We start from the raw sequence: 17,944 nt of genomic DNA, 5'->3' as shown, positions 1-17,944 counted from the left end.
CGTCGCCATCTGAAAAATCAAGCCGAACGGATTGCCTGATCGATTTCCTTGATCAGCCGGTGGAAGATTGGGTTATCGGCCTGGTTCTGTTGGCCGTGCATCATACCTTCGATAATGAGAGCCTTCTCCCCGGCGTTGCCTGGGTAGACGCTGTGCAGCCGAATTGATTCCTCCGGCATATGCAACGTGTTCTCAGCGCCATGTACGATAAGGGCTGGCGGATAACCGGCGCCTCCGTTCAGGTCGTTTTCGGGGTTGAATTCTACGTATTCCTTGTAGGACTTCGCCGTCACGTGGCTGCAACCGGGCCAACGATCAACGCCGCCGGCTTCGGTGTAAGCACCCAGCTGCCGATCAACGTACTCCTGAGTGTCGGCATCAAGTGGATAATAGCCCACCTTGGTCAGATCGGTCCCGGTGTCGAATGGCGGAATCGCAGCGTCATCCGCCAGCTCCTTAATAGCCGCGTCAGCGGCTGCCTTGTCGGCCCGGAGTTCCTGAAGGGCTGAAATGCTCGTGTAGCTCATCGGTACCCAGAATGCGATCTGGTCCTTCCCCTGCTTGGCAAGATCAACGATCGCTGCGAGGCTTGCGACCGATCCCATCGCCCAGGAGGCCACTACGGGCATTGCCCCAAAATTGGCCTTTGCCCAGCGAACGGCGGCAAGCACCTCCGCCGTTTGATCTACGAGGCTGACGTTCGTGACGGTGATGCCGTCCTGGTCGGCAGTGTTGCGGACATCCTTATTGGTGAAGAAGCCTGCGACGTCGTATGTCATTACACGGTAGCCACGTTCGGCAAAGGCGCGGCCGAAAAGCTGGCCGTACATCGAGACGCCGCCCGTAAAGCCAGAGTTGAAAACGACCGGCGGAAGGTTGGCGTCAGGGGACGCGGGCCTGAAAACCCGGCCAACCAAATTGATCGTTGCATCGCCGTAGGCGACGGGGAACTGAATGTCTTCGATAAGGATGTCCGTCATCGTTTCGCTTTCATCTGGACGTGGGAAAATGTAATAGGCAGCGGCACTCAAGAGCTGACGCGCCGGAACGGAGGTGATTTCGCTCGCCGCGTTGGCCAAAGCTTCCGAAAAGTTGAGCGCTGCGACTGCGTCGAACTGGCTTTCAAAGCTCCGACCGCCGCCGTCCGCTCCGACGTGAGGTGCGTCGCTTGCCGACAGGAGAATGCGATCCGGCCCCACTCCGCTAACGATGGCCAGGACAAATGGGAGCGCGCCGTCCACGGTGGCGGAAGTCCGATATCCCGGCCCCTTGAACCACACGTTTCCTCGCGCCTTCGCCTCCTCCAGCAGGGCTCGATAGCTGGGTTCGTTTGCGCCCCGCTCCGCGTGGCAGCTTCCAAGATGGTCGATCAGAACGGGGATATGCCTGGGAATTTGCCTAAGGACCCGCAGGTTGGTCCCAGCTTCTTTGGCGTAGACATGGACGTGTTGGTCCGGCCGCAGCCGCTCGAAAAGGGCCTTCCACCCGCTCCCCGTGTATTGCGCTTCCGAAACACGGTCCGGCGGCGTGTCGTGTAGCACAATCCGTACACCCACCACCTGCGGATGCCGGAGGCGCTCTGCTGTCGCGTACTCCGGGTCTGCCTTAATCGTTCCGACCAACGCGACATCACCGTATCTTCCCGGATCTGACCTCTTCAGGCTCTCCATCTCGTCGAACGACGCAAAAATGTTAGCGGAGTCCGGGAGAATACTCAGATGTACGTTATTGACGAGCCGTGGCATTGCCCCGGTTTCGCTAAGATGTTCGAGGTAAGCGGAAAGGGTGTGAGGTGCTGGAAGCGAGTATGGAAGGAGTCCCTTCACCGCTTCCAAATCGGCCGATGTGTAGAAGTGGACATGCGCGTCCACAAGCATGCTTTCGGTGCTCATCGTCTGCTCCCTGTTGAGAGCAAGATATCGCTCGGCCGCGGGACGGCGGCCCGACTACCCGACGGTCCGTATCAAAAGTTCGCCATCTTGCACGCTGCTGAGGGGTCTCGGTTAAGCCGCACGTCTCCCTGCAGACCCGGCGTAGCGAGGAAGCTCGGATTCTGGAGTGAACCCTTTCGTGTGGAAAGTTCGTTGAACCTGGCTTGAAAGGCTTGTGCAGCCGCCAGATGGCCCTCGGCCGCTCGAAGGGCACCTCATTCGATTCGTCCCGCATGAAGCAACCGCCTCAGCAGGACACCCGGTTTTCCGCCTATGTGGACCCCAGAAAGAGGGGGCGCGGACGCCAAAAGGGGGGACTTCCGACCGCGCCCCCAACGCAATCCCGACCCATGAAGGAACGGAACCGCGAGGGTGTTGCCGACCAGCGTGCGCCTCGCCCCACAAAGCGGACGTGTCGCTCGCGTGTCACTGCAGGCTCAAGGAGAAGATGAGCCTGCAGTGGAAACGTCTGGGGACGCGAACGCCAGGAGGAGAAACTCGCCCACGTCCCCAATCGCAATCCCAGCTGGCTGCCGGCTGGAACGGCGGAGGCGTGAGCAGGGGAAGGACCTGATATCTTCTCGTGTCCACGCAAGATACTGACGGTGTTCCGACACGAGAGCAGACGTTTCCGTCTGGTACGCCTGAATGCACGAGCGCGAGAAAAGCGTCACCGCTTGGACAACCCGATCCTGCGATCTTCTTGCTCTCGTCCTTCACGAAGGCGTTTATAGCAGCGACTTGTTCAGCAGGTGTGTCTACCGAGGCCCAGATTTGTAACGGCCTGTAGTACACCTTGAAGTCGGAGCGGTGCTGATGCGCATCGTGGACGCGACCGATCACTAACGCCCACTCGCACAGCCCGCGGCGCACGCCGAACACGTCCGGGCAAGCTGCGCTCAGCGGCTGTTCGTCACGAGCGATTGAAACCGACCGCGCCGACTGAATCCTGCGAAGCTTTTGCTTCCGGCACAACGTCAAGCCTGGGACGTTGCAATTGAGGCGGCATCCAGATGGAACGATCGTCCTATGCCGATGTGCCATGGTCCGGTGCCCCGACGCCATCTAATCCTCTTCGAGGAAGGATCGGGGCGTTTTCGCCCCAACAGCACAGGCGCTACAAGCGGCCTCTGCGATTGAGCCTGTTTCCGCCGCTTCAGTACGGAGCGGCAGAGCCATTTTTTACGCTCTCGCTGACCGGCCAATTCCCGTCGGCCACGAGTGGCATTCAACGCTTTGTGACGACGGGTCCGCTCAGCTTCTCTGCTCCACTACCGATGACTGAGTTCCGACCGCCGGCGAAGCGGCGCTTATCCGTCGGTACGCCGCGTGAGCTATGATGAGGGCCGCAGTTACGAACAGTGCGCCGATGAATCCCAGCTGATAGCGGTCTAGTACTGATATCCCCGCCGCGCCGACCACGCCAGCCACGGACACGCCGACGTATAAGGAAGCGGAATTCAGTCCCAAAAGAAGCGATGCGGAGGCCGGAGCAAGGCTGATCAATCGATGCTGCTGAGGGACCAGCATTCCCCAGCCGCACATCCCCCAAACCACGAGAGCCGCCGCGGCGCTCCAAAGCTGAGCACTGGTCCAAGGCATCAACACGAAGTTGATCACGGCGATGGTCAAAGCGCCGTTGATTATCAGGCGATTACCAAATCGGTCTGTGAAGTATCCGGCAGCCAAATTGCCGACGGTCGCAGCGATCCCCCAAAGCAGCAGGAGCCCAGCCAGCACTTCGGGATTTCCGGCCGTTGCCCGGTCGAAGGCGACGCCGAGATAGGTGTATACAGCGAAGAAACCCGAATACGCCACGAGAGTGCTCAGCAGGGTTAGCGCCACACGCGGGTCCTTGAGAGGAGCCAGGCGCGCGCGAAGCGAGACTGCCGGGAGAGCAGGCACTGCCGGCAGCAGTGCAAAGACTCCCAGTGCCGCGATGACGCCGACCCCAGTCACGAACCACATGGTGGCTCGCCAGTCACCCAATCCACCGATAAATGTTCCAAGGGGCGATCCCAGGGCGGTGGCACCGGACAGTCCGGCGATCACAATGGCGAGAGCACGCGCGCGCTTCTCCGGCGGCACGAGCGAAGCACCGGTTGCGGTGGCAGTGGGGCTGAACATCGCGGCGCCGAGCCCGGCCAGGAAGCGACTGGCCAAGACCAATTCAATGTTTGGGGCAACAGCGGTGACGAGGTTTCCTAAATTGAAAACCACTAGCCCGGCGAGCAGTAGCCGCTTCCGCGGCCAATGCGCCGCGGTCGCCGCTATCACGGGCGAGAGGATCGCAAAGCTTAAGGCGTAGACGGTCACCATTTGTCCGGCGACTGCGATTGAAACACCGAGGGACTTCGACACCTCAGGAAGAATTCCGGCAATTACGAAACTGTCCGTTCCGATGGCGAACATGCCGAGTGCGAGCACGAGCAAGCGACGATCCAAGGCGGTAGTCCTTCAAAAAAACGCGGCGTCAGTCGCCGCTCCAAGTTTCATAATGGAACTTATCTGAACAAGTTGCATAAAGCAACTGTTGTGTCTATATTGCGGGGATGCAACGAAAAACCTTCAGCGAAATGAACTGTTCGATAGCGCGGGCGCTCGATGAAATCGGCGAGTGGTGGAGCTTGCTCATCGTCCGCGAATGCTTCCTCGGAACGACGCGTTTCGATCAGTTCCAAGAACGGCTGGGCATTGCCCGGAATATCCTGAACACGCGATTCAAGCGGCTCATCGAAATCGGGGTTATCGAAAAGGTCGCCCTTGAGGAGAAGGGCAGACGGGAAGGCTATCGTCTCACTTCCAAAGGCGAGGAACTCTTCCCTGTATTGGTCGCTTTGCAGCAATGGGGCGACAAATGGGCTGTTAGCGAGAACGGCCCGCCGATCTTGATGGTGGAACACGAAACTGGGCAGGTGCTCGGCCCCGTGGGACCGACCTCGGCCTCCGGACACCCGCTCGGCTTTCGTGACGTCCGGCTTGAGATAGGCCCCGGTGGCGGGCCCTCGACCGCCAAGAGAATTGAAGACCGGAATTTCACAGTTCTGGGCACGCCTGGTGGGGCGGTCGACCCGAGTTCCAGAGTGCTACCAGAGGCCAGCTAAGTGCGATATATATTGCCAGCAGCTCAGATATCCGCGAGTGGCGCCCTCATCGCTTTCATCTACGAGTTGATCTGGGCAACGACCGACCGGATAAGTTAATGCTTCCCCCATGGGGTGACTGGGAGCGGCCAAGTTGCCAGTTGGCCGCGCCGACGGCGCGTTCCTTCTTCATTTTTGTCCCCGTCTAAGTTCCCTCGCCGCAACCGCGGGTCCTTCCGTTGAATTCGGATGGTTCGCCAGGTCAGGGAATGACCAGCGCCTACGCTCTTCAGGCGGGGTCGCCAGGCTATCGACGGCGGGCCTCCCGCCACTCCTGCGGCTTCAGCACGCGTCGCCTAAGCGACATCCAAAGCTGTCGGTTCGTTCTCAACTCCAGTCAGTAATCCCACTAGATACCAAGCTCACGCAAGGTAGAAGGCCAGCACGCCGCCCCCTTTGCTCCAAGCCCTTGCCTTGAAGGGCGAGCTGGATACGTGGGTTATCAGAGAGCAGCTTAACGAGGTCCCCGCACGTGACTGGCCACCTTCGAAGAAGCGGGTCCGATTTCCCTCCCTTTCTGGTTAGTGGGATCTTCGCCTCGATTTCCTGCCCCAGTCCGCGTCTAGAGGAGGTCTAAGCTGACATCCAGGTTTTCTCGACATTTTCCTCCAGGCGAGGCTTGTTCAGCGGCTGGTTGAGAATGATCGGCATCGGCATGATCGATTCCGCACCGACTATCAGCGCCTCACCATCTCTCAGGTTCGGCAAGAAGGCGGCCGTCGATTGGTCGAGAACGCCGCTCGCGTTGATCACAACGGATTGGTCTCGCTCGTTGATCAGACGGTGCACTACGAACATTCCGATCTGAGAAAGAACATCCTCGGGAACATCCCGAGGTCGCTGCGTGGCAAGGAGACAAGTCAGGCCGTACTTCCGCCCTTCCTTCGCGATGAGCCCGAATGCATCGAGTGTCACCTTGTTGCTCTCATCGCCGATGCTCTTGTTCAGAAACTGATGAGCCTCATCAATCGCGACGACTAGCGGAACTTCTTGGAAGTCGCCGTTTCTCGCCCGACCGAGTAGATACCTCCCGATCGCATTGACCACGAGTTCGCGAGTGTGCTGTTCGAATGCTAGATACCGCATCGAAACCCTGAGAACCGCCGTGTCAGGATCCGCTAGGAACTCTTCGATCACGTTGGTCAAATCGGTCATGTAGGCCGGTGGAGCAAATATCGGCACCATCGGCTGCGACTTCTGGAAGGTGGTGATCCGCATGCAAAGCGTGATGCAATTGTCGAAGGAATTCGGATGCCTGCCGCCCCAATGATGCTTCGGTCCGTTCAGATCTGTCGGATAGACGCATTCCTCCAGTACCTGCTCCACGAGATCCTTGAATTCGAAGAATGCGGACGGCGCATGGAGAGCATGATCGTGAGCGACAATCGCCTGGTTGATCGGCTTCTTCGCCCGTCCGGCTTTGATGAGAAGACTTGAATCCTGATCCAGAAGTTCAGGCTCGAGATGGACCAGCTTGAGGCTCTGCAAGGCATCGCGCAGCTTGGGGACCTGCACCCCGGGGCTTGGCTGGAGGAACGCGAACAGATCCATCTCCGTAAGATGGAAATAGGGAAAGGATACGAACTCCCGCTTGTCCGCATCGCCATCGCGGGTTCCGCCGAGATGGACATGCCTGACCCGGCCCTGAAGCGTATGATATTCGCCAGTAGGATCGAGAAGAATTACTTTTCCGCCCCGCTCTGCGACCTGTTCGACCAAGCGGGCCGTCGTCCAGCTCTTGCCCCCGCCCGTCGTTCCCAGAACTGCACAATGCCTCCCAAAAATCGAGGCGGGGGAAAGCGATATCCGTGTCTCCGGCGCGCCGCTGAGATGGCCGATCTCGATCAGCCCGCTCTTGGCGCCCTTCGTGGAAACAATCGCATGGCGAACAAAATCCGGGTGCGCGTGATAGACATAATCCCCTACCCTCGGCACCTCGCCGATCCCGCGGCTTGATTGGTTTGAATTCAGATCGACCGATCCGAGGAGCTTGATCATGCCGATCGGATTCGCGACTTCGTCGCCTTCGTTCCGTTCGGGCTCGACTGAAAGGCGATCGCGATCGGGAAGCTGTATCTCTGTGATACGGCCTATGATGGCGCTTCCATAGGATTCGATCACGACGAACTCGCCCACCTGTCCTCTGGTGACACGGTGCCCGGCATACTGAGACGGGGCTACCTCTGTTGCGAAAGGAAAGTTCACCCGAATCCCGAGCGGGCTGACGCGCGAGACGGAACCCAGGTATCGAGATCGCTCGAACGGATAGCTGGGAAGAGGTTCAGCCATGCGTCCTTCCCATGTTTCGGACGCGCTCGGTATGTCGCTCGAGTTCTGTCTCCGCAATCACATCCGGAACCACGGGGACGATCTCCTCAAACTTTCCCGCGATCAGGGCGAGCCTCGCATCCCCGTTGTCGATCAGCTCGCCGAAGGCGCTCAAATATCCGTTGCTTTTCGCGCCGCCATCGCTGGCCTTTTCGATGTCGGGATTTATCACCACGACGTTCAGCGACAGGTTGGCTTTGATTGCGCCGAGTATCGGCTCGGATATGTGCTTGTCATTGAACCCGAAGCCAATGACCAAAAGCGTCGTGTTGGGGGTACGGAGACTTGCTTGGAAGCTCCCCATCATCTCGATATACGGCTGGCTGAATGACAGTTCGTATTTCGTCGACTTGGGATAGATCAGCAGCGGCTTCGTCGTGCCAGGCCTTTTTGCGATCTGCCCGGATGCGTGGTTGACCTCCCAGTCTATCGAGCCGTGGATTTTATATAGGTGGAAGAGGTTCTCGATGAAATCCGATTTCTCCTCGCCCGCCGCACGACGCACCACATCATAATCAAACTGCGATGAGTCGAAATGTGCCTCGCTTCCAAAGGCGAAGCCATCGACCACGACGAAGGCGGAGCGCCTGGCTGCCGTCTCGAAGCAGGTGTCGTAGTTCGTCGTGAAAATCTTCGTCCGCGCTCGTCTTGCGGATCTGCGCGCCACCCTGCGCAGAAATGCCTCATGCACGGGAACGCTGATCGCGTCCTCCATGAAGTCGACCTCATCGCGGATGATGCCCTCGGCGATCTCGAGAAGAACGCGTACCTTCTTCGCATCGCCTTCGGGAAGGAATTCCGCCGCCGTCGTCGCTCGGGACATCAGGTGTTCGAGGTCCTCGGTATCTTCTGCGACGTTCGCCAAAGTCACGAAGGACTTCCACCGCGCGCCCTCCGCCGCTCCGTCGACGATATCCGCGGTTTTGAATATCTCCTTGATCCTCGATAGCAAATCCCACATCGTCGGGGCCACTCTTTTTCCGTCCTTCAGGACGCATAACGAAGTTCCCAGACCAGTCAGGATCACGAGGTTCTGCGCCCGGACCGCTGAAGACAGCACGCGCCGGATGTCGGCGGTCGCCGGATCAGGGATGTCATCGACGGGCTGCTGGACTGCTATCCAATCCCCGGAACCCTGTGAACTCTTGATTTTCAAAGCTGACTCTCCCTGTCGGCAGCGAGTGTTGCCATGAGTCGTGATGATTGCAACCGTATCGATCAGCTACTTTAGATGTGCCGCGCTCTCATTTGTCGTCCTGCAGGAAATCCCCGAGGTCCTTGAGCAGCGAGGCGGGCATCGGTCCAGCGCGCCGATCTTCGCCGCTGAACCGAGAGCCTCCACGCCTGCTTGATCCCATTGGTCGTATCTACGCGGCGCTTGCTTACCGCCAGAGCTGCTGCACTTCATCGAGAGACGGCTCGAAAATGAGCTGATGCGCGAGCTTGTTTCTCAATTTGTTGATGGCCGCGGGCTTGCCGCCTGGTCGTCTTCCAGTGTTCCAATCTCCAAGATTGGGCGTGATCAGTTCGATGTGACGCAAAGTCCTCTTGATCACCGAGTCGAGTTTGCCGGAGCAGGAATTCGATGGCGAGGTGTCTTCAGAGGAGGCGCCTGACGAACGGGTGATCGACCATCCGGTGGTAGGGAGCAGAGAAGTTGTCGAGGCGGGTCGTCAGCTACGCCATCTACTCGCTCCATCGCTCATATTTTCCGTCGGGATTATGGAAGCTGCGAAGCGATGGCTTCGACTTCATGTCCCTAATGCGGGTGGCGAGTCTCGCCAGTTCGTCTGCGGCCCCCGGCTTCCATTTGTTCCTGATCGCCCACGACTTGATATGATCCGGCTCCAGCTTGTGTCCTTTGGCACGCAGAATCCTCAGTGTCTCGTCGGCATATTCCTTGTCACGCGGGTTCATTACGGCATGGGAGAGATTGATTGAACCCGATAGAGAAGTAAGCGCATTCACGATCACGGTGTCATCTATGAGAGGGGCAGGTGTCTTAGGTTGTAGCTCACCGTGTACAACCGGGTTCCATCGCGCGATCCATTTATCCGCCTGGCTTTTGATGTCCGGGACCGCGACGACCCCTACGACCGCGTCCAGACCATCGACGGTTTCGAGGAGCTTGTCCTCTGCGAAGTATGCGATGATGACGGCCCCCCGGCCCGTGAGCCGCAGAGTCTGGAGTGTTTCATGGCGCAGTTGTCCACCATCCGAGAGGGAGACCGTCTTGTTGGCCAGCAGATTCTTCGAGGCAGCAGCGCCGACGTGATCGCTCAGAGAGGTCGACTTTAATTGCTGCTTCGTATGCGTGAGCAGGATGTAGTTTTGAACCGGGGTCGCTGCGGAACCACCGATTTTCATCGCGTATGCGAGGGCATACCTCCAGGCTTCGGGATCCTGACTATCCATGGGTACTACAACGCGTACAGGCGGCAATGACATCTCCAATCCAGCTCCGAGTGGCATAGGACGATACGACCGCACTGTGGTGCCACGAGCGGTCGGATTTCGCAAGCCGAGGGTTGTGGACGAGCGCGGCGACCTTGCGTTGGTTGATCTGCCGCCTGAGACTGAAATCATTGATTCAGCGAAGATAGCTTGGCGAGATCGCGACCGTCGAACCTTCAGGCAAGCGGATGAAGGCTACAAAGACAACGCTCGATCTCGCTGAATGGCTGCATGCCCGTTTCATGCAGCTTCCTGTCAACGAGATGAAGACGAAGACCCTTCCTTCAAGAAGCGTCACGGCCCTGAATCGTTGGTTCAAGACCGACTACGAAACACCCCGAAGGAACCGGCCGCATCCCGACTGGCCTGATTTGATCGACTACCCGGACTACGATCTGCCGGCACGCATGATCTGGTTCGGCGGGCGCCAGCAGTACTTCCACGCTCCCGACTACGCCAGTCCGAACCCGATGGTTCAGCCTTCAAAGCGTGTTCTCGCTGCGATCGAGGCGGCTGAGGAGGAGAATGCCGTCGAATGACGTCACTTTTTCCCGTGTTGGTAGCGTTGCAGCAATGGGCCGACAAGTGGACCGTCGGGGCGGGCGGCCTACCCATCCAGATGGTCGAACACAGGTGGCCAACCGATCGGCCCTGTCGGGCCAAATTCCTCCAACGGGCGGTTACTTGATTATAGGGACATCCGTCTCGAAGCCGACCCAGGGGCTGCAGTCAGAACCAAGCAGGGGATCTCCAACAGGAACTTGGCCATCCTTGGAGCGACCGAGCCTGCTTCACTTGATAATGTCTGTACCTTGGACCAAAAGCTGTCATGCGTCGGCGGAAACCGGACTGCAACTCTGAGCTCCGGAAACCTCCCAACAATAGGGGGCAGAGGATTCGCGAATCCACACGAAAATCCGAATAGCCCGTAATTCAGAGTTTTCGACCAGCTCATTGCGCTAAGACTGTTTTCACCGCATGAACGCCTGAAGCGCCATTTAACGTGGTTATCCCATCCAGCCAGCTTTCTACGATGGCAGGATTGCGCTTCAGCCAGGAAGAGGCTGCAGAGGTCGCCTCCTCTCCGTCGAGGATCTTGCCCATCAGGACGTTTTCCATACCGACGTCAAACACGAGCTTTCTGAAGAATGCAGCTGCATTTGGGCACATTTCAGTCCAACCTGACCGGGCAAGGGTAAACACCTCGGCTCCCCCGGACCGCTCCCCAAAGAAGGCATCGCCTCCAGAGAGATATGTCATATTGAAGCGTTCGTTCATTGGATGGGGAGCCCAACCAATGAAAACGATCGCGCGTTCCTTTCGTTCGGCTCGTTCGACCTGTGAAAGCATCCCTTGTTCGCTCGACGCGATGACTTCCCAATCGCCTAAGCCAAAGCGCCCCGCCCCGATCATCTCTTCAATGTTTTCGTTTACCGCAGCGCCAACATCGATGCCGTATATCTTGCGGTCGAATGCGTCCGCGTGCTCCTGGAGATCGGCGAAATCCTTGACCCCCATTTTGGCTACGTAGTCCGGAACCGCTAGGGTCAGTTTTGCCCCCACCAGGTTGCGAGTAAGGACCTCGACTGCACCATCCCTCGTCAACCCGTCGACGAACCGCCTTTGCGCGGGCATCCAGTTTCCGAGGAAAACGTCCACCTTCCCACTCTTCAGCATTTCGTATCCGACCGGGAGGGACTGGGTCGAGATCTCGACCGTATAGCCCAGACCATTGAGGAGAACGCTTGCAAGAGCGTTCGTCACTGCAACGTCAACCCACCCGGGATCCGACAACCGGATCGTCCGACAAGTTTGTCGGTCGGCGCTGACACTAACCTCGAAGCTCCCGAAAAGCATTAGCGAGGCAGCGGCGAGGGTGCGTAAAAACGACAAAGACATTTCTCCTCCACCTTTAGGGAAGCCGCAACCCTTCCGCGCTCTGGACAGACAGCACGCCAGGCTGGAGGGCAGGACGGTTCGCGTTCACAACCAGGAGATGACAGGATCTCAACGATCTGATAAAGCCACCAAAATGCCATTATCAATCGTGAAGCGCGATCAAAGATATGAACCTGGAACTGATCGACACATTCCTTGACCTGCTGGACACGAGAAACTTCAGTCGGACAGCTGAACGGCTGGAGACTACGCAATCGGCCATCAGCGGGCGCATCAAGGCGCTTGAAAAGGCCGTCGGCACCCGGCTTTTTTACCGCGGACGCTCGGGCGCGATGGCAACGCCCTCCGGGTTGCGCTTCGAGCAGCACGCCCGGTCACTGAAGGCCGCATGGCGGCACGCGCGCAGGGACGTTGGCGGCCTCGAGCATTACGAAGGCACCTTGCGCGTTTCGGGTCAGTTCAGTTTGATGCAGTCCCTCTTTTTGGATTGGATCGAAGAACTCCATAAATCCAACAGACGTCTGTCTTTGCAGTTGGAAGCGGACTCCTCCCCCAAGATAATATCGGATCTGGCGGAAGGCGCCGCCGACATTGGCGTAGTTTTCGCTCCCCAGTTCTTGCCTGACCTCAACATTGAGGAAATCGGCACCGAACGGTTGGTAATGGTCTCGACTGACTTCGAGAACATCCGGGACGTAACACCAGATCGCTATATCCGGGCATGTTACACCGCGTATGTTGAACGAACCCACGCGGAACTCCTCCCGCATCTCGCACATTCGCCGATGACGGCCGGCTACGAAGAGCTTGCCGTTGGCCTCATCAAGCGGCTTGGTGGGACGGCCTATCTCCCTGAGCGCGCCATCAGCCGTCTTCAAGATTCAGGCGTCGATTTACGGGTGGTCACCGACGCTCCCGAGATGCAACAGCCCGTTTACGTCGCTCTGCAGCGGCGTCGCAGGCACGATCCGTTGCTAAACAAGGCCATCAGAGCCCTCAAAAAGGTTGCCGAAGCCCACTTCAGCCTTCCACCCTCAAAATAGTTTGATTGCGGCTGGAAGGCCCTGCGGCCGCATCTTGGCCCGCATTGGGAAGACCGGCATCGCGCCGCCCCAGGCGCACATACTACATGGACTTACAAAAGTCCGCAGGGCTCGAAATATCTGCGATACAACCGCAGTTTAGATGCGTAGGGCGCATTAGGCGCATCGAACATGGAAAGGGCCCACAATGTCCCGGCACAGGCTCCCGCTCAATGTGATTGTGGTTGCAGCAAGTGCCCGGCATGCCAGTCGGCTTACGCGGAGCCCTGCACAATAATGCGCACCGATCTTGAACTGAGCATCGAAGGGCAAGAGCCGATGCAGGTTCGCGTCGACTTGAAGCCCCGGGCCCCCTCGCCCGCGCACACTCATCCAGGCGAGGAAATGGCACAACTGCCCAGGTGTTTGCGGCGGTACCCCCAACCAGGCTGTAGCCCATTACAAGAAGAGTATGACTGCGTAGCGGAATGGAAGGCATATGGTCCTTCCAGTCGGTTCGAGATCATGGAGTTGCGCTGATGGGATCCCGGTTGATCGTCAAGAAGCCCTCCCTGTGGCCGCACACGCTCAGGGCACGCCTCTTCGTCATTCTTCTGACAGGCCTAGCGCTCGCGCATGGATTATCGTTTATTGCGCTGTTTTCCGAGCGCTATATGACCGCCAAGTCCGTGATGTTCAGAACGCTCGAAGACGACATCGCCACATCCGTCGCGATTCTCGACCGCCTCCCGGCGGCGGAGAGGCCTGCATGGCTGGATCAGTTGGCACGCGGTTCGCACCGGTTCATCCTGGGCGAAGGAACGCCCGGGAGCGCCGCGCTGGATCCACAGGAAGCGGAGGTGGCTTCCAAGATACGGACTGCGATAGGCGCGACCTACCCGATCAAGGTCGAAGCTCTGACCGAACGGGAGCATCATTTTCAAGCGCATCTTCGCCTCAGCGACGGGGCTCCATTGACTATCGACGTCACGCCGAGGGGCGTGATGAAGGTGGCGGACTGGCTGCCCTTCGTGTTGATCGCACAGCTTCTGCTTCTAGTGATTTGCAGTTGGATAGCCGTGAGACTTGCGATACGCCCGCTCGCAAAGCTAGCGGAAGCTGCCGACACACTCGACCCGAACCACAACACCCCTCGCCTGAGCGAAGTCGGGCCGCGCGAAGTCGCACACGCAGCCGCAGCTTTCAACGCCATGCGCGACCGGATCGCGCAGTACCTGGAAGAACGCGTGCAAATACTGGCCGCGATATCTCATGATCTGCAGACGCCGATAACCCGGATGAAGCTGCGCGCAGAGATGGCCGACGACAGCAGCGATCGCACCAAGCTGGTCCAGGATCTTGAAGAGGTGGAGCGGCTTGTAAAAGAAGGTGTCGCATATGCCCGGAGCGCCCATGGCAAAACCGAAGTGCCTTCCCGTATCGACCTTGCGTCCTTTGTCGAGAGCCTTGCCTATGACTATCAGGATACCGGTAAGCAGGTAAAGGTCGCACAGCTAAATGGCGGCGCAATTTCGACGCGCCCCTTTGCATTGCGGCGCATCCTTACGAACTTAGTTGATAATGCTCTCAAATTCGGCGGCAGCGCGGAGATCGATGTTACTCGTGGCATCAACGGAGAGCTCCGCATAAAAGTTTCCGACCGGGGTCCAGGGATCCCAGAAGACCAGTTAGAGAAGGTGCTGCAGCCATTCTTCAGGCTTGAGGAGTCGCGAAACCGCGAGACGGGTGGTACCGGTCTCGGGCTGGCGATTGCCCAGCAACTCGCCAATGTTCTCGGAGGAACGTTGACATTGCGGAACAGGCAGGGCGGGGGGCTCGAAGCCGAGATTGCGTTGGCCGCGTTGTGACGACGATCATCCAGCCCCGTTCCGCAGCGCTTTTGCGATCCGCTCGCTGCCACTTGTTGCACTCAGATACATATCGCTGAAAACCGGAAACATACCCGATACTTCGCAGTGTTTCTCTGCCGCGCGTGTGAAGCCGTCAACGCCGGAAGGCTTTGATGTTGTGCAGAGAGACGACGATGATACTGTTTTTTGTAGCTTATCTCGCAGGCGTGCTGACCATCGTCAGCCCCTGTATCCTGCCGGTCCTGCCTTTCGTGTTTGCCCGCGCGGATCAGCCGTTTTCCAGACGCATTCTCCCCATGCTGCTGGCCAAGATCGTGACCTTTGCAGGCATCGCTTCGCTTGCGGCACTCGGGGGCAGTTGGACGGTACAGGCGAACGTTTACGGCCGGTATGCGGCGATCGCACTCCTCGCCGTCTTCGGTGTGACCCTGCTTTCGACGCGGGCCGCCGCCTTCGTCACCGGCCCGCTTGTAAAACTCGGCAACCGGCTGTCGAGAAGCGCCGCTAGAGGGGACAAGGGCAGCATCGGTGGATCGATTCTGCTTGGCGTTGCGACCGGGCTGCTGTGGGCGCCCTGCGCGGGACCGGTACTCGGCCTAGTGCTGACCGGGGCGGCGCTGAACGGGGCAAATGCCCAGACGACGCTCTTGCTTGTCGCCTATGCCGCGGGGGCCGCGACCTCTCTGGCCATCGCCATTCTTGCCAGTGCCAGAGTGTTTGCTGCGATGAAACGCTTTCTCGGCATCGGCGACCATATTCGCCAGGGTCTCGGGGTTGCGGTTCTAGTCGGTGTCACAGCGATTGCGCTTGGTCTCGACACAGGTGTTCTAGCCCGGATCTCCTACGCGAGCACTGCGCGGTTCGAACAATCGCTCCTCGATCGTATGCGCGGTGGCACATCTTCAAACGTAGACAGCACGCGCATGACTCTTGCCGCTCAGGATACGCGACAGGCGGCCTATCGCAGCGATCTGCCGATCGAAGGATCATTCCCGTCGCTCGACGGTGCTGTACATTGGTTGAATTCGAAACCGCTGAGTACGACCGAGCTTCGCGGCAAGGTCGTGCTTGTCGATTTCTGGACCTATTCCTGCATCAACTGCATACGCACCATTCCATACGTCCGCGCCTGGGCGGAGAAGTACCGGGATCAGGGACTTGTCGTCATCGGCGTTCATGCTCCGGAATTCGCATTCGAGAAGCAGATCGGGAACGTTGAGAAGGCAGTACGCGATTATAAGATTACTTACCCAGTGGCGATCGACAACAACTTTGCCATCTGGCGCGCCTTCGCCAACAATTACTGGCCGGCCCACTATTTCATCGATGCTGAAGGGCAAATCCGGCACACCCATTTCGGGGAAGGCGACTACGAAGAGTCCGAGCGCGTCATCCAGGATCTTCTGGCTGATGCTGCGGGCAAGCGGAAGGTGGAAAGCGGCTTCGTCCAGCCGGACGCAAAAGGCGCTGAAGCCGCCCCGAACTTTGCGGGACTGGGGTCCGGCGAAACCTACATCGGATTCATGCGTGCCCAGAACTTTGCGTCAGCCGAACGGGTTCTAGAGGACACCGCGCAGCGGTATACAATTAGCAACCCTCGGCTCAATAGTTGGGGCTTGTCCGGCACGTGGACCGTTGGAGCGGAGCAGGCACGTCTAAACGAGGCCGGCGGCGGCATTACGTACCGGTTTCGCGCACGTGACTTGCACCTGGTGCTCGGACCGGGTGCCGACGGTGACGCTGTACCGTTCCAAGTGACGGTAGACGGAAAACCGCCCGGAGTCGACCATGGCTCGGACACAGATGCGTCAGGCAATGGAACGGTCAAAGAAACCCGGCTCTACCAGTTGGTGCGACAGTCTGGCGACGCCCTGGAGCGGACGTTCGAGATCCGCTTTCTGAAGCCGGGCGTCGAAGCCTTCGTCTTCACTTTTGGCTGAGGATCTCACCATGGGCAACAAGGACCTTCACGGCCAGAAATGGTCAACTGCAACCCTGTACCTGCTCATCGCGGCTGCGGTCGTCGTTGGCGGCCTGGCCCTTTCGTTCGCTGGCGAGACACCGGCGCACAAGGCCACGCGGATTCCAAAGCCGCTTCATGACATCGCCTCCACGGAACCGAGCCAGAAGGCAGTTCTTGCCGGAGGTTGTTTCTGGGGAGTTCAAGCGGTCTTCCAGCACGTCGTAGGTGTCACGAGCGTCACCTCTGGCTACGCTGGCGGAACCGCTGAGACGGCCACGTACGAGCTGACGGAAACAGGCAAGACCGACCACGCCGAAGCCGTTGAGATCAAATTCGATCCCAAACTGATCAGCTATGGTCGGTTGCTAGAGATCTATTTTTCGGTAGCGCACGACCCTACCCAACTGGGAGGTCAGGGGCCCGACATCGGTCCGCAATACCGATCCGTGATCTTCCCGCGCGACGAAGCTCAGGCCGCTGTCGCCTCAAGCTACATCAGGCAGCTTAACGCGTCCGCGGTCTTTGACCGCCCCATAGTGACTACTATCGAGCGCAAAAAGCCCTTCTACCCGGCGGAGGCCTATCATCAGGACTACGTATACAACAACCCGGGTCAAGCTTACGTACGTCTTTACGAAGCGCCCAAGATCGAAGCTCTTCAACGCCTTTATCCCACTTTATATCGCGAGAAGCCGATCCTTTCAGTACCATAACTTCGAAGCGAATGGGCAGCGGCGGGGCCGAAGATCCCAGAGCTGGATTGCGCGATGCCCAATAGAGTTCCCGCGCCGCCCGCTAGCGATAGAAGCAAGTCGATCGATGGCGTTGAAACTGTTTCAGCTGGATCAGTCGCACGCATTGCTGCGACCGTCACGCAGACAAAAGTAAGGACGAGGCCGATCGCTAACTCCTATCGGCCTCGCTCAACAGTTAGGAAATACCAAGCCTTTTACGCAGGTCTGCGTTCTCCGCGCGCAGCTTTTCAGCAAGCGTCTTGCGGAGCCGCGCGTTCTCTTCTTCGAGCTTAAGCAGGTCCGCAATGTCGTCGAGATCCGCAGCCGGCGGCGCCGTCGTTTGCTTCGCCACGCGGGCTCGCGCAACGCTTTTCGCGGTGCTCTTGGTTGACGCTGTGCTGGCGACCGACTTCACCGCTTTTTTCGTGCCTCCCCGCACAGCTTTGACAGCGTCGGCCTTTGGCGCCTCGGCGGGTGCTGTGATAGCCGCCTTCTTTGCCTTCGCACCTTCGCGTTTTTTCGGCGGCACTATTTCTGTCGGCGTCGTTGCCTCAGCGATTTCGGTATTGCTTTCGTCTGCCATATTCGTTCCCCATCGA

The 17,944-nt window shown here is 58.6% G+C and carries 13 protein-coding genes; 6 read left to right on the top strand and 7 right to left on the bottom strand.

Features of this window, described 5'->3' with window-relative positions:
* Nucleotides 1-17: 17 nt before the first annotated feature.
* Both IB272_RS34755 and IB272_RS25305 read right to left on the bottom strand, forming a co-directional pair.
* On the bottom strand, nucleotides 18-1,892 hold the full coding sequence (locus tag IB272_RS34755) for an amidohydrolase family protein (protein ID WP_210339508.1): 1,875 nt from the start codon (nucleotides 1,890-1,892) through the stop codon (nucleotides 18-20).
* A gap of 1,293 nt (nucleotides 1,893-3,185) precedes the next feature.
* Nucleotides 3,186-4,358 (bottom strand): MFS transporter, encoded by a 1,173-nt coding sequence (locus IB272_RS25305; protein WP_348646817.1) that lies wholly within the window; start codon nucleotides 4,356-4,358, stop codon nucleotides 3,186-3,188.
* Between the two features lie 125 nt (nucleotides 4,359-4,483).
* On the opposite strand from IB272_RS25305, the gene IB272_RS25300 reads away from it, so the two are divergent.
* Complete coding sequence (locus IB272_RS25300) at nucleotides 4,484-5,035, top strand: helix-turn-helix domain-containing protein (protein WP_210339507.1); 552 nt, start codon at nucleotides 4,484-4,486, stop codon at nucleotides 5,033-5,035.
* A 612-nt stretch (nucleotides 5,036-5,647) separates the two neighbouring features.
* On the opposite strand, the gene IB272_RS25295 is transcribed toward IB272_RS25300, so the two are convergent.
* The 3 genes from IB272_RS25295 to IB272_RS25285 form a co-directional block, all read right to left on the bottom strand.
* Complete coding sequence (locus IB272_RS25295; RefSeq protein WP_192445369.1) at nucleotides 5,648-7,363, bottom strand: ATP-binding protein; 1,716 nt, start codon at nucleotides 7,361-7,363, stop codon at nucleotides 5,648-5,650.
* Nucleotides 7,356-8,558, bottom strand: a complete 1,203-nt coding sequence (locus IB272_RS25290) for an SIR2 family protein (RefSeq protein ID WP_192445368.1) — start codon at nucleotides 8,556-8,558, stop codon at nucleotides 7,356-7,358. The genes IB272_RS25295 and IB272_RS25290 overlap by 8 nt, the downstream gene beginning before the upstream one ends.
* A gap of 530 nt (nucleotides 8,559-9,088) precedes the next feature.
* Complete coding sequence (locus IB272_RS25285) at nucleotides 9,089-9,817, bottom strand: hypothetical protein (protein ID WP_192445367.1); 729 nt, start codon at nucleotides 9,815-9,817, stop codon at nucleotides 9,089-9,091.
* Between the two features lie 227 nt (nucleotides 9,818-10,044).
* Here IB272_RS25285 and IB272_RS25280 point away from each other — a divergent pair, with 227 nt between their 5' ends.
* A complete protein-coding gene (locus tag IB272_RS25280; RefSeq protein ID WP_192445366.1) occupies nucleotides 10,045-10,395 on the top strand; it encodes a hypothetical protein in 351 nt (116 codons plus the stop codon).
* A gap of 412 nt (nucleotides 10,396-10,807) precedes the next feature.
* Here the strand turns inward: IB272_RS25280 and choX are convergent, their stop codons facing one another.
* Complete coding sequence (gene choX / locus IB272_RS25275; RefSeq protein WP_192445365.1) at nucleotides 10,808-11,755, bottom strand: choline ABC transporter substrate-binding protein; 948 nt, start codon at nucleotides 11,753-11,755, stop codon at nucleotides 10,808-10,810.
* 167 nt (nucleotides 11,756-11,922) lie between these two features.
* Here choX and IB272_RS25270 point away from each other — a divergent pair, with 167 nt between their 5' ends.
* The 4 genes from IB272_RS25270 (at nucleotide 11,923) to msrA (ending at nucleotide 17,324) form a co-directional block, all read left to right on the top strand.
* Nucleotides 11,923-12,798, top strand: a complete 876-nt coding sequence (locus IB272_RS25270; RefSeq protein WP_192445364.1) for a LysR family transcriptional regulator — start codon at nucleotides 11,923-11,925, stop codon at nucleotides 12,796-12,798.
* A 518-nt stretch (nucleotides 12,799-13,316) separates the two neighbouring features.
* A complete protein-coding gene (locus tag IB272_RS25265; protein WP_192445363.1) occupies nucleotides 13,317-14,645 on the top strand; it encodes an ATP-binding protein in 1,329 nt (442 codons plus the stop codon).
* A gap of 176 nt (nucleotides 14,646-14,821) precedes the next feature.
* Nucleotides 14,822-16,588 (top strand): cytochrome c biogenesis protein DipZ, encoded by a 1,767-nt coding sequence (locus IB272_RS25260; RefSeq protein ID WP_192445362.1) that lies wholly within the window; start codon nucleotides 14,822-14,824, stop codon nucleotides 16,586-16,588.
* A 10-nt stretch (nucleotides 16,589-16,598) separates the two neighbouring features.
* The gene (msrA, locus tag IB272_RS25255) at nucleotides 16,599-17,324 is read left to right on the top strand and encodes a peptide-methionine (S)-S-oxide reductase MsrA (RefSeq protein ID WP_192445361.1); all 726 of its coding nucleotides are present in this window, start codon (nucleotides 16,599-16,601) and stop codon (nucleotides 17,322-17,324) included.
* Nucleotides 17,325-17,541: 217 nt separating this feature from the next.
* Here msrA and IB272_RS25250 read toward each other — a convergent pair whose 3' ends face one another.
* Nucleotides 17,542-17,928: a SyrB-like regulator gene (locus IB272_RS25250; RefSeq protein WP_192445360.1), complete on the bottom strand. Its 387-nt coding sequence runs from the start codon at nucleotides 17,926-17,928 to the stop codon at nucleotides 17,542-17,544.
* Nucleotides 17,929-17,944: the final 16 nt, after the last annotated feature.

The sequence above is a fragment of the Ensifer sp. ENS08 genome, from assembly GCF_014852195.1.
Classification (GTDB): Bacteria; Pseudomonadota; Alphaproteobacteria; order Rhizobiales; family Rhizobiaceae; genus Ensifer; species Ensifer adhaerens.
The sequence above is the reverse complement of the archived record's forward strand: the minus strand, read 5'-3'. Positions and strand labels throughout refer to the sequence as shown.

Coding starts and splice junctions, on each gene's coding strand:
- IB272_RS25295 (WP_192445369.1), bottom strand. CDS start 7,363: ATGGCTGAACCTCTTCCCAGCTATCCGTTCGAGCGATCTCGATACCTG.
- IB272_RS25280 (WP_192445366.1), top strand. CDS start 10,045: ATGAAGGCTACAAAGACAACGCTCGATCTCGCTGAATGGCTGCATGCC.
- IB272_RS34755 (WP_210339508.1), bottom strand. CDS start 1,892: ATGAGCACCGAAAGCATGCTTGTGGACGCGCATGTCCACTTCTACACA.
- IB272_RS25265 (WP_192445363.1), top strand. CDS start 13,317: ATGGGATCCCGGTTGATCGTCAAGAAGCCCTCCCTGTGGCCGCACACG.
- IB272_RS25250 (WP_192445360.1), bottom strand. CDS start 17,928: ATGGCAGACGAAAGCAATACCGAAATCGCTGAGGCAACGACGCCGACA.
- choX (WP_192445365.1), bottom strand. CDS start 11,755: ATGTCTTTGTCGTTTTTACGCACCCTCGCCGCTGCCTCGCTAATGCTT.
- msrA (WP_192445361.1), top strand. CDS start 16,599: ATGGGCAACAAGGACCTTCACGGCCAGAAATGGTCAACTGCAACCCTG.
- IB272_RS25270 (WP_192445364.1), top strand. CDS start 11,923: ATGAACCTGGAACTGATCGACACATTCCTTGACCTGCTGGACACGAGA.
- IB272_RS25300 (WP_210339507.1), top strand. CDS start 4,484: ATGCAACGAAAAACCTTCAGCGAAATGAACTGTTCGATAGCGCGGGCG.
- IB272_RS25285 (WP_192445367.1), bottom strand. CDS start 9,817: ATGGATAGTCAGGATCCCGAAGCCTGGAGGTATGCCCTCGCATACGCG.
- IB272_RS25260 (WP_192445362.1), top strand. CDS start 14,822: ATGATACTGTTTTTTGTAGCTTATCTCGCAGGCGTGCTGACCATCGTC.